The sequence below is a fragment of the Aquirufa beregesia genome, assembly GCF_011090385.1.
Taxonomy (GTDB): domain Bacteria; phylum Bacteroidota; class Bacteroidia; order Cytophagales; family Spirosomataceae; genus Aquirufa; species Aquirufa beregesia.
In genome coordinates this window covers 42,548-55,555 of the sequence record NZ_SEWW01000010.1, presented here as the reverse complement: position 1 = coordinate 55,555, position 13,008 = coordinate 42,548, and the positions used below count along the sequence as shown (strand labels likewise).

The 13,008-nt window shown below is 38.9% G+C and carries 19 protein-coding genes; 3 read left to right on the top strand and 16 right to left on the bottom strand.

What is annotated here, in order from left to right:
- Window positions 1-109: 109 nt before the first annotated feature.
- Complete coding sequence (locus EWU23_RS12775) at window positions 110-475, bottom strand: bleomycin resistance protein (RefSeq protein WP_166232811.1); 366 nt, start codon at window positions 473-475, stop codon at window positions 110-112.
- Between the two features lie 94 nt (window positions 476-569).
- On the bottom strand, window positions 570-1,235 hold the full coding sequence (locus EWU23_RS12770) for an SOS response-associated peptidase (protein ID WP_166232809.1): 666 nt from the start codon (window positions 1,233-1,235) through the stop codon (window positions 570-572).
- Window positions 1,236-1,422: 187 nt separating this feature from the next.
- On the opposite strand from EWU23_RS12770, the gene msrB reads away from it, so the two are divergent.
- A complete protein-coding gene (gene msrB / locus EWU23_RS12765) occupies window positions 1,423-1,908 on the top strand; it encodes a peptide-methionine (R)-S-oxide reductase MsrB (protein WP_166232807.1) in 486 nt (161 codons plus the stop codon).
- Between the two features lie 77 nt (window positions 1,909-1,985).
- Here the strand turns inward: msrB and EWU23_RS12760 are convergent, their stop codons facing one another.
- From EWU23_RS12760 to EWU23_RS12745, 4 genes are all read right to left on the bottom strand, one after another.
- Entirely contained in the window at window positions 1,986-2,690 is a 705-nt protein-coding gene (locus tag EWU23_RS12760; RefSeq protein ID WP_166232805.1) for a thioredoxin domain-containing protein, read from the bottom strand.
- 85 nt (window positions 2,691-2,775) lie between these two features.
- Window positions 2,776-3,072, bottom strand: a complete 297-nt coding sequence (gene trxA / locus EWU23_RS12755; RefSeq protein ID WP_166232803.1) for a thioredoxin — start codon at window positions 3,070-3,072, stop codon at window positions 2,776-2,778.
- 24 nt (window positions 3,073-3,096) lie between these two features.
- Window positions 3,097-3,399 carry a rhodanese-like domain-containing protein gene (locus EWU23_RS12750; protein ID WP_166232801.1) on the bottom strand — a complete coding sequence of 101 codons (303 nt, stop codon included), beginning with the start codon at window positions 3,397-3,399 and terminating at the stop codon, window positions 3,097-3,099.
- 75 nt (window positions 3,400-3,474) lie between these two features.
- The gene (locus tag EWU23_RS12745) at window positions 3,475-4,077 is read right to left on the bottom strand and encodes a class I SAM-dependent methyltransferase (protein ID WP_166232798.1); all 603 of its coding nucleotides are present in this window, start codon (window positions 4,075-4,077) and stop codon (window positions 3,475-3,477) included.
- Window positions 4,078-4,111: 34 nt separating this feature from the next.
- On the opposite strand from EWU23_RS12745, the gene EWU23_RS12740 reads away from it, so the two are divergent.
- A complete protein-coding gene (locus EWU23_RS12740) occupies window positions 4,112-4,522 on the top strand; it encodes a DsrE family protein (protein ID WP_166232796.1) in 411 nt (136 codons plus the stop codon).
- Between the two features lie 50 nt (window positions 4,523-4,572).
- Here the strand turns inward: EWU23_RS12740 and EWU23_RS12735 are convergent, their stop codons facing one another.
- A complete protein-coding gene (locus EWU23_RS12735; protein WP_166232794.1) occupies window positions 4,573-5,766 on the bottom strand; it encodes an NAD(P)/FAD-dependent oxidoreductase in 1,194 nt (397 codons plus the stop codon).
- A gap of 121 nt (window positions 5,767-5,887) precedes the next feature.
- On the opposite strand from EWU23_RS12735, the gene EWU23_RS12730 reads away from it, so the two are divergent.
- A complete protein-coding gene (locus EWU23_RS12730; RefSeq protein WP_166232792.1) occupies window positions 5,888-6,904 on the top strand; it encodes a c-type cytochrome in 1,017 nt (338 codons plus the stop codon).
- Window positions 6,905-7,443: 539 nt separating this feature from the next.
- Here EWU23_RS12730 and EWU23_RS12725 read toward each other — a convergent pair.
- The 9 genes from EWU23_RS12725 to EWU23_RS12690 form a co-directional block, all read right to left on the bottom strand.
- Window positions 7,444-8,040: a hypothetical protein gene (locus EWU23_RS12725; RefSeq protein ID WP_166232790.1), complete on the bottom strand. Its 597-nt coding sequence runs from the start codon at window positions 8,038-8,040 to the stop codon at window positions 7,444-7,446.
- The gene (locus EWU23_RS12720; RefSeq protein ID WP_166232788.1) at window positions 8,037-8,528 is read right to left on the bottom strand and encodes a hypothetical protein; all 492 of its coding nucleotides are present in this window, start codon (window positions 8,526-8,528) and stop codon (window positions 8,037-8,039) included. Before EWU23_RS12720 ends, EWU23_RS12725 begins: the two co-directional genes overlap by 4 nt.
- 272 nt (window positions 8,529-8,800) lie before the next feature.
- Window positions 8,801-9,310 carry a DUF6691 family protein gene (locus EWU23_RS12715; RefSeq protein ID WP_166232786.1) on the bottom strand — a complete coding sequence of 170 codons (510 nt, stop codon included), beginning with the start codon at window positions 9,308-9,310 and terminating at the stop codon, window positions 8,801-8,803.
- A 5-nt stretch (window positions 9,311-9,315) separates the two neighbouring features.
- Window positions 9,316-9,879 (bottom strand): YeeE/YedE family protein, encoded by a 564-nt coding sequence (locus EWU23_RS12710; protein ID WP_166232784.1) that lies wholly within the window; start codon window positions 9,877-9,879, stop codon window positions 9,316-9,318.
- Window positions 9,880-9,989: 110 nt separating this feature from the next.
- Complete coding sequence (locus EWU23_RS14110) at window positions 9,990-10,199, bottom strand: DUF6132 family protein (protein WP_235942217.1); 210 nt, start codon at window positions 10,197-10,199, stop codon at window positions 9,990-9,992.
- Window positions 10,174-10,425, bottom strand: coding sequence for a hypothetical protein (locus tag EWU23_RS12705; RefSeq protein WP_205753179.1), 252 nt, complete (start codon window positions 10,423-10,425; stop codon window positions 10,174-10,176). Before EWU23_RS12705 ends, EWU23_RS14110 begins: the two co-directional genes overlap by 26 nt.
- Window positions 10,426-10,429: 4 nt before the next feature.
- On the bottom strand, window positions 10,430-10,711 hold the full coding sequence (locus EWU23_RS12700) for a rhodanese-like domain-containing protein (protein WP_205753178.1): 282 nt from the start codon (window positions 10,709-10,711) through the stop codon (window positions 10,430-10,432).
- Window positions 10,712-10,713: 2 nt separating this feature from the next.
- A complete protein-coding gene (locus EWU23_RS12695) occupies window positions 10,714-12,132 on the bottom strand; it encodes an MBL fold metallo-hydrolase (protein WP_166232780.1) in 1,419 nt (472 codons plus the stop codon).
- Between the two features lie 48 nt (window positions 12,133-12,180).
- Window positions 12,181-13,002: a sulfite exporter TauE/SafE family protein gene (locus tag EWU23_RS12690; RefSeq protein WP_166232778.1), complete on the bottom strand. Its 822-nt coding sequence runs from the start codon at window positions 13,000-13,002 to the stop codon at window positions 12,181-12,183.
- Window positions 13,003-13,008: the final 6 nt, after the last annotated feature.

Below are 13,008 nucleotides of genomic sequence, written 5' to 3'. Positions count from 1 at the left end.
GTAAATTAGGCGGTTAATAAATGGCTGGAAGATGCTGCTAGTTTCAGGTTTATAACATACATCCAAGGATATTTGGAATTGAGCTAGGATGGGAGAACTATTAACTCTTTTATTGGGGAATTATTGCTTCCCCAAATGTTAACAAATTGTGATCTGGATCAAGTAAGGAAAACTCTTTTTGACCCCAGGGTTTTGTTTCTAAAGGCCCATTTGTATGGATTTTCACTTGTTTGCTTATTAAAGATTGATAAAAATCGGTGATATCCTTAGTTCTGATGTATACCTGTCCATAATTTTCATACGGATTTAAGTCCTTGAACTCAAAAAAATGGAGTTGGATTTGATCTTTTTGCAACATTAAATAACCATCATAATCCACTTGTCCCACTTCATGAAATCCTAGTTGATGTACGTAATAGTCCATGGTTGCGGCTTTGTTTCGCATGGGTAATTTGGGGTGTATTTCAGTGAGCATAAGAAATCGATTTATGTGTAAAAGGTGTTTTTTTGCCAGAAAGTCATCGATCATGTATCAAAATAGAATCTCGATTGGATACAAGAGAGGGATTTTAAGCGAAGAGTTGGGTTTGATCTCCCACATTTTTCACCTTTTGTGCCTGCATCTTATCGCTGGCAAAAGGTTTGAAAAAGGTTTTAATGCCCTCGCTCGACATATCTTCAAGCCAATTTCTTTCTTGTTCGGCTGAAAGGATTAAGGGCATTCGCTTTTTGGTATTGTGGATATCTTCCATCAGTTCATTAGCAGGAGTGGTGATGATGGAAAAAGAGGGTTCGAGATTTCTTGTTCGAGGATTATGCCAAATGGCATAGATTCCAGCTAAAGCAAAGGGCCCCGTTGATTTTAGATGTATGTGGTATTCGATTTTTTCTTTGCCCACATGTTGCCATTCATAAAAACCATCAATTAGCACGATACAGCGTTGTTTTAGGATAGAAGGCTCAAAAGAGACCTTTTCGAAAATGCTTTCTGATTTGGCATTTAAGGTGTTTTTGGGTAGTTCTTGGGCTTGTTCTTCATTGGCCCAGGCGGGAATAAGGCCCCATGGAATTAATTGGATGAGTTCTGGTTTAGCTTGCGTGATGATCGGTAATGCAGCTCGTGTAAAACCAGATATTTTACCCTTTTTAGCCATGGATTCATCGTATTTCGCCTGTGCTTTGAACCTATTTTCCAGGGTTTTATTGGAGCTGGTTTGGTTGGTGTAGTAACACATGGAAATTATAGATTATAATTTATAAATTATTTTGATTTCGTAATCGGTAAGATCGAGATGATTAAGAACTCGTTGCTGATTACAATTTTATTTGTCCTCCTAAATTTATCATCTATAATTTAAAAAAGGACATTTCCTTTTTTAAAACAATCTCCTTTTTTTCTCGTTATTTGTAAAAAAAACATTTATGAAATCCTTCTTTGTTTCTTGTATCGTTTTTTTATGTTTTCAAGCTTGCGGTCAAAGACCCAAGGATGCTGCTCAAGCAAATATACCTATGAAAGATTTACCTAAGTCAGAGGCCGAATGGAAGGCCAAATTAACTCCAGATGAGTATTATATTTTGCGTCAAAAAGGGACAGAAAGACCTTTTACGGGGAAATTTGTGATGCACAGCGAAAAAGGAGTATATACTTGTAGAGGCTGTGGCGCTCATTTGTTTTCATCCAATTCGAAATTCGATGCACATTGTGGATGGCCTAGTTTCGATAAAGAAATAAAGGCTGGGGTCATTAAAGAGACAGTCGATAATTCTTTAGGCATGCGTCGCGTGGAGATAACTTGCGGAAAATGTGGTGGTCATTTAGGCCATATTTTCGATGATGGCCCAACAGAAACAGGTTTACGCTATTGCGTCAATTCGGTCTCTTTGAGTTTTGAAGCAAGCAAGTAGGGAATTATAAATTATAGGTTATTGATATTATTCGTTTCGAATTGAATACAACCTACCACTTATTTATAATTTATAATTCATAATTTATCTAGCTCTGCTCTTCCAATCAATCCTACGTTTTTCCAAGTTAGTTTCCCGTCTTGGTATAGTTCCAAGTAGGGAATAGCTTCAATGTTTTTTGTTTTAGCTAATTCAGGATTAGCATCTACGTCGATTTTAATTAGTTCAACCGCCCCTTTTTGATCTTTTACATAAGCTTCCAAAATGGGGCTTAGTTGTTTGCAAGGACCGCACCACGTAGCATTGTAATCAATGATAACCTTTTTCTTCCCTTTAATTTGGGTTTCAAATGCGGCTAATGTCATGCCTGCTTGTGGGCTAGAAGCCCCTGTTTCAGTAGATAATGGTAGGCTAGCTGCATTCCAAGCTAAGATCCCTCCACCTAAATTATAGACTTCTTTGAAGCCCATGGCAACTAATTGTTGGGCTGCTTGGGATGATCTACCTCCCGACAAACAATAAACATATACCGCTTTGTTTTTATCCAAAGCCTCGGCAGCTTGTTGGAATGCCTCTGAACTGATATCAGCCGAAATAGCCCCTGCGATATGTCCACCTGCAAATTCATCCGGAGTTCTGACATCTAATACTTGATTCGAGGCATTAGTTTGAATCGATTGTTGGAATTCGGTAGCACTGACATCTTGTAATCCGTTTCCTGCAGGTTTCGAGCAAGAAAATAGAGTAAGTGAGATAAGTAGAGAGAAGAGAAAAGCTTTCATAATAAATGTAGGATGTAGGATAATTCGTTATTCATATATTTCTTTTCACTGTCTGGTAAGTGATAATTCTTCATTCTACATTGATTTAGCTGTATTGTTGAATTATTTCCACCAACGTATGAGCAGGAATAACGCCTGATTGTCGCCAGACGGATTTACCATTTTTGAATAAAATCATGGTTGGTACAGATCGAATCTGGAATTTCTCAGCCGTTTTTCGGTTTTTGTCCACATCTACCTTGATGATTTTCGCGGAGTCTCCAATTTTGGCTTTTACTTGCTCCAAAATAGGCTTCAATTGCTTACAAGGGCCACACCATTCTGCCGAAAAGTCGACCAGTACTGGCTGCTCCGATTTTAATAATTCTGAAAAATTGCTCATGTCTAAGGCGTTTATAAGGCTAAACTATTGTAATGATGACCAAGTTCCACCATTGTGGACATTTTTATATCCATAGGACTTTAGCATGCGTCTGGCGGCACCACTTCGCATACCAGAGGCACAACAGGTAATGATGACTTCATCTTTGCCTAATTTATTCAGATTGTTGGCCAATGTTTGCAAAGGAATATTCATGGATTTTTTGATATGTCCTTGCTGATACTCGGCAGGAGTCCGAACATCGACAACTTTTGCACCTTCTCGAATAAGCGCTTTCACATCCACCTGTGGGCCTATACCCAATAAATTCTTAATAAATTCGAACATGTCTTTGATTTTTTATATGACAAAGGTAGCGTTGATTTAGATCTGTCGGCGTGACTATTATCTCACTCAAGGTGATTAGCTCAAGGGTTTTGTAGCCACTAAATCAATCACATAAGCTTTTCCTTGGTGTAAGGGTCCTTCGTTTAGTATGCATTCCTTTTCTTCCAAATACTCGATATGTAATCCAGTGAAATCTTGGTTCAGCTCTTCCTCATCAAACAGCATATCCCATTCCTTGGGTCCACCTGATTTTTGACCCAGTTGATTTTTATGAAATCCTTCCAAGATAATTTTACCTCCAGGTTTTAGCCATTTGATACATTGTTGATGAAATTTTCGTCTTTCTTCTGGCATTTGGTGGAAGTAGATCAAAGCTATGGCATCAAAGGATTCTAAGGGATAGCGCACACTGGCTGCATCGATGCATTCATAATGTAAATTGACGGATCTTTCTCCGGCTAGTTTGTTGGCTTTTCCTTGAGCTGTAGCACTGCTATCAAAAGCATGGACTTCCCAAGCTACTTGAGCCGCAAAAACAGCGTCTCGTCCTTCGCCGGCTGCAGGAACGAGGAGTCTACCTACCGCCATTTGGGTTAATGTTTTTTTTAAGAATTCATTAGGCTCTAAGCCGTATTGATATTCTTTTGAATCATATTTGGAATTCCATATGGCTTTCATGTGTAGATTGCTTACTTTCGGAAAAATTTAGAAAATGAAAAAAATCCTTGTTACTTCTGTCTTTGCGCTATTAATGAGCTTTCATGTTTTAGCCCAGTCGCCTACTCACAAAATTGTGATTCAAGTGAACACTTCGGATACCATTGCTTGGCATGGTGTGGTACGTAATATTGGTAATCTTCAATCTGCCCTTGGGCCTAATACTTCCATTGAAGTAGTGGCACATGGATCAGGTATTGGTTTATTAATTGATTCAAAAACTACTCAAAAGGCTAAAATTGCCGAATTAGCCGCTAAAGGTGTATCTTTTGTAGCTTGCGAAAATACCATCCGCATGAACAAAATTGATAAAGCCACTTTATTGCCTCAGTCGGGATTTGTACCATCTGGAGTTGCTGAAGTAGTTTTAAAGCAAGAAGCGGGTTGGTCTTATTTGAAACCATAGTCATCGGGCATTTTTGTTAGAGCTGGGGGCACAAAATGTCTCCAGCTTTTTTACATTTTACCGGGTAATATTTCATTCCAATAGAGCCAAGGCAAGATTTTAGTTTTTAATTGGTACATAGACCACCTTTCTTTTGATTGATCAAAAGGAAAAGTTTCCGTTGGTACATTATCATAATCAAACTCCGCTAAGACTAATTTGCCATATCCCGTAACAATAGGGCAGGATGAATAACCGTTGTAAGATGCCTTTAATGCTTCTCCTTTAATCAGCGAACTTAAGTTGGCCACCAATACAGGGGCTTGTTTACGTATAGCCGCTCCCGTTCTGGAAACAGGTATACCTGCTACGTCTCCACAAGAAAACACATTTGGGAAACGAACATGTTGTAGGCTATGTTTGTCTACTTCTACCCAGCCTGTGGCATTGGCCAAGCTGCTTTTTTGAATAAAATCAGGAGCGGACTGGGGTGGAGTTACGTGAATCATATCATAATCTACCCAATATTCGTGGTCTTTATTAGCTTCTCCTATACCCACGAATTTGGCTTTTTTAGCTGGTCCATCAATCTCCACTAATTTGACAAAAAACTGAGTTTTGATCCCATAACGATGTATAACTCGCTTTAATGTTTTTTCATATTTTTCCACACCAAATACCCGAGTTCCACCACTCCAAAATTGAACATCAGCTGCTTTGTGGTGTTTTTTGAAATAGTCGGAGGAAAGGTACATGACTTTTTGAGGGGCACCACCACATTTCACAGGAGTATGAGGATTGGTAAAAATGACTTTTCCTCCTTGGGGTAGCGCTTGTACACATTCCCATGTATAGGGAGCTGTTTCAAAGCTATAATTGGAGCAAACTCCGTTTTTACCCAGACTTTCTTTTAGACCTTTGATTTCAGACCAATTCAATTGAATGCCTGGACTTACCACGAGGTAGTCGTAATAGATGGATTCTCCATTGCTCAGTTCCAATTTATTCTTGTCGGCCTGAACCTCCGTCACCATAGCTTTTATCCATCGAACCTTGTCAGGCATTACCGAAGCCTCATCGCGAACGGTTTTTTGAATATCATACACGCCGCCACCCACTAAAGTCCAAGCAGGCTGATAATAATGTTTGTCGGCAGCATCTATTAAGGCAATGTCTAAAGAGGAATCAGTACGTAATAACTGGCTAGCAACGGAAATTCCAGCATTCCCTCCACCGATGATGACAATTTGATGATGAATTCTCATGTGGTTTTTGTTTTAATTATATGTAATATTATAGGATTCAAGCATAGTAATTCGTGATATTTGTCACTATGAGAGGCAAAAAGAGGAGCTAATTTTGAATGTTTTACCAGCATCATTACTCATGAAAACAAGTCAATCCCCTAAGACATCCATAGACACCTTCATTCGATTTTTGTACGGCCTAGTTGTACTTTTGCTAGGTCTGGCGGCATATTTGATTTTTGGAAGAAGTCATACCATGACATCCACAGAAACAAGAGCCGATTCGAGTGCTATATTTATTCAGCCAGATTCCAATTTTAGCCATGTGTGGACGGCACCTTCCGACTGGCGTATGATGTATTTAAGTCCTAAGCAAAAGGAATTGGTTTTGTATGGGCGGGAATTGATTGCGCATACATCGGATTATTTGGGGCCTAAAGGCTCAGTGAGAGCCATGTCCAATGGCATGAATTGTCAAAATTGTCATTTGAAGGCGGGTGCTCAGCCTTGGGGAAATAATTATTTTGCGGTGGAATCCACTTATCCTAAGTTTAGAGCCCGTTCGGGGACTGTAGAAAACCAAGTTAAAAGGGTCAATGATTGTTTTGAAAGGAGTTTGAATGGGAAGAAACTGGACTCTACCAGTAAGGAAATGCAGGCCATTTTAGCCTATATCGCATGGCTAGGAAAGGATGTAGCCAAAGGGGATAAACCCAAGGGATCAGGGATCTTTAAGTTGAAATTTCTGAAACGAGCCACCGATCTTGACAAAGGGAAGATGGTGTATGAAGGTAAATGTCAATCTTGTCATCAGGCCAATGGGGAAGGGGTGTTAGCCGAAGGAGGAAAATCGTATACCTATCCACCGCTTTGGGGAGTTCATAGTTATAACCAGGGGGCGGGTTTGTTCCGGATCTCCAATTTGGCAGGCTATGTGAAATACAATATGCCCTTGGGTACTACGTATGAAAAAGCTCAACTGAGCGATGAAGAAGCTTGGGATGTAGCTGCCTACATCAATTCCATGCCTAGACCGAGCATGGATCTAAGTCATGATTGGCCTAAAATAGCTAAAAAGCCCTTTGATCATCCCTTTGGTCCATATGCAGATTCCTATTCGGAGAAAAGGCATAAGTATGGGCCATATAAAAAGTGATTAGTTATTAGGGATTAGAGGGGAATGAAGAATTTGAAACAAAACCATTTATAATTCATCATTTTATTTCAACCTTTCTTTGGTCTTTCTTTTTTTGAAAAAAAAGAAATGCCTAGTGAAATGATGAAACAATAAAAGGTTGGCTTATTCTGTTTCCTTTTATCATTAACATTATTGGAAAAATACTTTTCATGTTCTTTCTTTTTTTTCATAAAAAAAGAAACAAAAAAAACAGGAAGAGTACGGTTAATCCAAGACGAATTCTGCCTTGCAGAACCGATTGTCACTTCGCTTATGGCTTTAATCTTTGACGCTTTCGCACATGGCCTATGCGCAAAGTCAAATATCCGCCTGCCGCTTCGCTCAAGCTACGCTCCAATCTTTCGTTGGGATTAACCTTTCTATGTAGAATGTAAAATGAAGAATGTAGAATTTTCTTAAGAAAGAGAACCCCGTCGTTCAGCTCCAGCGAAATGTGATGAACGCAGCGGTAGACGGGTTTTTGACCTGAGCAAGAGTAGGTATTTGTGGTTTTTTTGCTACAACGTACATCGATATTGCAGCGTTAATACCAAGCTAATGACGCTTACAAAAGTTAATTTCTGCATGATGGGCAGTATGTCAAATGAGCCAGCGCCATATAGGTACAGTGTCGCATAGAAAATAAGTAAGCAGATGACACATAAGAGTTTTAAGAAGTGCTGTTTCGTTTTAAAGATAAAGACGGTGATGTAGAAGAGGCAAACTAGAAATAGCGTGCTGGATAATACCACCATGAGATCATGGTATGGAGTTACGATTAAAAAAGTAAATAGCATACCCAGAGAACCAAGGTAACGGACTACAAGTCCAGACCCTTTATGAGGTATTTTGACGGAAAACTGAACAAAGAAGACCGTCAAGCTAAGCGAGAGGAAAACCATTCCTGCATAGGCCCAATAACGAGCTAGATTTTCATTGCCATTGATGGCTTTTTCGCCAAAGAGATTGGAAATGAAATTTTGGGTCCAATCAAAACCAACCGAGTTTTTGTCGGCCATAGAACCACCCGGATAAAATTGGGTAGCGATGAATAACAAGATAGTTGCACAGATAATGCCTACTAGAATTGGGTGTTTTTTTAGCATGGGCTTCATTCCGATTTATTTAATGAATATTTTGAAAAATATTCTAATATGTCAGAAGTTGAATCATAGAATTGATTCAGACTTTCCGAAACTTTTACTGAGGTTATTTGTCCTTGACTATTCATTTTATCAATTTTATTAGACGCGTTAATACTATTAATATCAGGGTCTATATCTATTTCAATTAAATCATAGATGGGGGCATGTGCAAATACATTCCGAATAGAAGCCGATTCGCGGATTTTACCAATTATTGACTTATCGAAATCATTTATATTTTGAAGAATCTTGATTTTACTTCCAAATGAAATAATTGATGGGTTTAATATAATTCTTTCGAAATCTTCACAATTGACAGGTTTTATATGGTTGATAATAACTTGATTTATTTGAAATTCAATTTTAGATAAACGTTCAATTATCCATCCTCTTAGTTCCAAAGAATTATATTCAGACAAGGATTTTTTTTCTGATGTTGAAATACAGTAATCGTTCATTTGAAAATAGGAAATTCATTAATTAAGTTTCCAAAATATAGTAAGAATTATGTTGATTTTTGATTTTACATTAGGCCTATTTTGAAATTTGAAGCATATATATTACTGTTTTGGTAAAATGATTTCTAATTAAAATTAATATGTTGTTCAATTATTGAAGTTAATTTCAGAAAATTTGGAATGGTTTAATCTGTTCAAATATTACCCCCACCATAAAAAAAGACCACCACCTCTCGGTGATGGTCTTCGTATAAATTAAGGATATATTGGTATTAATGCGGTAGTTTATCGCGTAGGTATCCGTAAGTCCAAGTGCCAGCAATGGCGCTTAGGATTACTACGGCGATGGACAATACTCCAGTACCCAATTGGGCAAACAGCGGACCTGGGCAAGCTCCTGTGATCGCCCAGCCAAAGCCAAACATCAAACCGCCGTAAATCTGGCCTTTGTTGAATTTCTTATCCGTAAAGGTGATTTCTTCTCCGTGAATGGTTTTGACATTAAATTTCTTAATTAAGAATACCGAAATGGCTCCTACCACAACCGCTGTGCCAATCACGCCATACATATGAAAGTTTTGCAAGCGAAACATTTCTTGAATTCTAAACCAAGAAATAATTTCCGCTTTCACGAATACTACTCCAAATACGATGCCTACAGCTAAATACTTAAAATTATACCACCATGGGTGCTTTAACTCGGATTCATTGATACACATGGTATCCAATGATCTTGCTTCGTAATCTGCCGGGTTACTATGTACGATTGTCTTATTTTCCATGTTCATTAAAGGCTAAGAATGTAAGGTAAAATGAAATTGGCCATGATGAATCCTCCTGCCATGAAGCAAATCGTAGCTATCAAGGAAGGCCACTGAAGATTACTTAAGCCCATGATGGCATGTCCAGAAGTACAACCTCCCGCATAACGAGTGCCAAAGCCCACTAAAAATCCGCCTCCTATCATCATGATCAATCCTTTGGCTGAAAACAAGGAGTCAAAAGAGAACAGTTGAACCGGAACCATACCTGAAAAATCAGTTATGCCATAGGCAGCTAATTCCTTAGCTAAATCAGGATGAATTTGGATGGGCTCATTGGAACCTAGGTATTGGGCTGATAAAAATCCACCCACCAAAATTCCACCTACAAAGAATAAATTCCAAGATTCTTTCTTCCAATCGTATTTAAAAAAGGGAATATTACTAGGAATACAAGCCGCGCAAATATGCCTTAAATTAGAAGATATGCCAAAATGCTTATTGCCTAAAAGCAATAAAGCTGGTACAATTAAACCGATTAGGGCCCCCGCCACGTACCAAGGCCAAGGTTGTGAAATTGTTTCTATCATTGTTTGAGTATGGTAAGCTTAGTTAGTGTTTTGTTATTAGGTTTTAGTGGAATCAAAATTATTAATTTTAGTCTTATGGGATAAAAAATCTACTCCCTAATAACTAACAACTAATCCCTATTTACAGCTTTTTTTGTATTGAAAAATCCACTTCCTATATAGCCCAGAAAGGCAAAATACAAAGTACTATTCAGTGGCTTGGAGGTAAGTGGACAAGTGCCCGTGCTACAACCAATTTGCTGCCAATAGAAATAGCCTGCGATTCCACCCAAGAACGTGCCTATTAGGGCTAATTTATGGTTTTGAATGAACTTCTTCATATGTTGTCTCATCTATGTTTTTAGAGGATGATTTCTTAGTACTCGTTGGGATGCCGCATCCCTGTGCTCCACAGCCTATATTAAACAAAGCTTGGATCAATAAAATTCCCGCCAAGAGGCCTAAAAAAAGCTCTTGTGTTTTTATAGCCTCATACAGCGCATAGCCGCCCATCGTTAGGCGAGCTATGCGCATAAGATCCCAAGGTTGTCTGAGTGTGTTCCACATAAGATTAGTTGTTCGAGTAGACCAACATATCCTGCAAGGCACCGCCATTGTAAACCTCTTGATAGCCCATTTGCTTCAACATGGTTTGTGCTAAGCCAGAGCGGTTTCCACTGCGACAATACACGATGATAGGTCCATCCATAGCTTTGAATTTATCCAATTGATTAGGAATGGTTCCCAAGGGGATGTTGATGGCGCCCTCATAGTGCCCTTGCATGAATTCTCCGACTTCACGCACATCCACAATACTGGTTTTCGGGTTGCTGATTAATTCTTGTATGTTCATGATTACAATAAAGTTGATGGACAAACATAGTCCGTGATGTGAAATTTCTCTGATTCTTTGATGGCTTTAAAACCTCCGTTGACATCAATTAAGTTGTGATATCCACGGGCTCTCAAGGTGGAGTTGAAAATCATGGAACGATAGCCTCCTGCACAGTGTACAAAATAGATTTTGTTCTTGTCAATTTTCAACATACTGTCATTGATGAAATCTAATGGGGCATTTTCTGCCTCTTTGACGTGCTCGCTCAAATATTCAGAGTTTTTGCGTACATCCAATATCTCACCCTCTCCTGCTTCAAAACGCTTGGCTACTTCCTCTGCTGAAATGGATTCAATGCTGTCCATTTCTTTTCCTGCAGCTTTCCATGCCTCCAATCCTCCTTTTAAATATCCAATAGTAAAGTCGTAACCTACACGAGCTAAGCGTGTAATGACTTCTTCTTCACGTCCTTCATCTGTGATTAACAAGATTTCTTGTTTGATGTCTGGAATCATGGCACCCACCCAAGGAGCAAAGGATCCGTCAATGCCAATGTTGATGGAATTAGGTACAAATCCTTTCGTGAATGTCTGTGGATCACGGGTATCTAAAATCAAGGCTCCAGTTTCATTGGCAGCTACTTCAAAGGCTTCTGGAGATAGCGCATGCTGACCTCTTTCTAATACCTTGTCAATGCTATCGTATCCTTGAATATTCATCAATACGTTTAATGGGAAATAGGATGGAGGAGCGACTAGACCCGTTAATACTTCTTTTTTGAATTCTTCTCTGGTCAAATTCGGGTTCAAAGCATAATTGGTTTTCTTCTGGTTGCCCAAGGTATCCGTGGTTTCCTTGCTCATATTTTTTCCACAGGCAGAACCCGCACCGTGCGCTGGATACACGATGATATCATCAGCTAATGGCATGATTTTATTGCGTAGAGAATCGTACAAATGCCCAGCCAAAATATCTTCGGTTAATTCCGCTTTAACTTTTTGAGCCAAATCCGGACGACCCACATCTCCAATGAATAAGGTGTCTCCAGAGAAAAGACTGGTTTCTTTTCCATGCTCATCAATCAGCAAGAAACAAGTACTTTCCATGGTATGACCTGGTGTATGGATCACTCGGATTATTGCATTTCCTAATGGGAACTCTTGTCCATCGGTAGCCGAGATACAATCAAATGCGCAAGCTGCATTAGGACCATAGACGATTGGAGCACCTGTTTTCGCAGATAAATCGATGTGTCCTGAAACGAAGTCGGCATGAAAATGCGTCTCAAATACGTATTTGATTTTAGCTCCATTTCGTTCTGCCTTTTGGATATAAGGTTCTACTTCACGCAATGGATCAATGATGGCAGCTTCGCCATTGTTTTCAATGTAATAGGCACCTTGTGCTAAACATCCTGTGTAAATTTGCTCTACTTTCATTTTCTTTAATGCTATGTTGTTAATGTGATGTTTTAAAGTAATTATTGCTTATTTTAATGGAAAGGCTAATTGTTGGATTAAGATATATATACCCATGATGAGTACGAACCAGCCGAAGCCTCTTTTTAATTTATCACTGTCGACGTTTTTACTGAATTTATCTCCTATAAAAATTCCTGCAATGGCCAATGCCGTAATGGTTAATAGTAAGGGCCAATCGATGATTTGATGTCCCAAATCTCCCGTGAAACCAATCAATGATTTCATGGCTATGATGAGTAGGGAAGTCCCAACCGCCTGTTTCATCGGTAATTTGGAAAGTACGACCAAAGCTGGAATGATTAAGAATCCACCTCCTGCGCCGACTAATCCAGTTAGTAATCCTACGACTCCACCTTCCAGAATAATCACAGGGTAATTAAACGATTGTTCTTTTACATCTAGTTCCTCAGTTCCTTCTTTTCCACAATTTTCACATTTTCCACGAATCATGGAGATGGAAGCGGCTACCATCAGGATAGCAAATAATACCATCATTAAGATGGATTTGGTAATCATTAATTCTCTAATTTGGAATATATCTGTTGGTATTAATGGAACAATGAACTTACGTGTAGCGTAGACTGAGATGATAGAAGGTATTCCAAAAATGATGGCCGTCTTTAAATTGACTAAGCCTTGTTTGTATTTTGGGAACGCTCCTACCAAACTACTGGCACCCACTATAAAAAGAGAATAAGCTGTAGCTAAAATAGGATTGATGCCAAATAAATAGACCAATACAGGTACCGTCAAAATGGATCCACCACCACCTATGAGTCCCAAGGAGATTCCAATCAGTAAAGAGGCAAAGTATCCAATAATTTCCATGTTGTG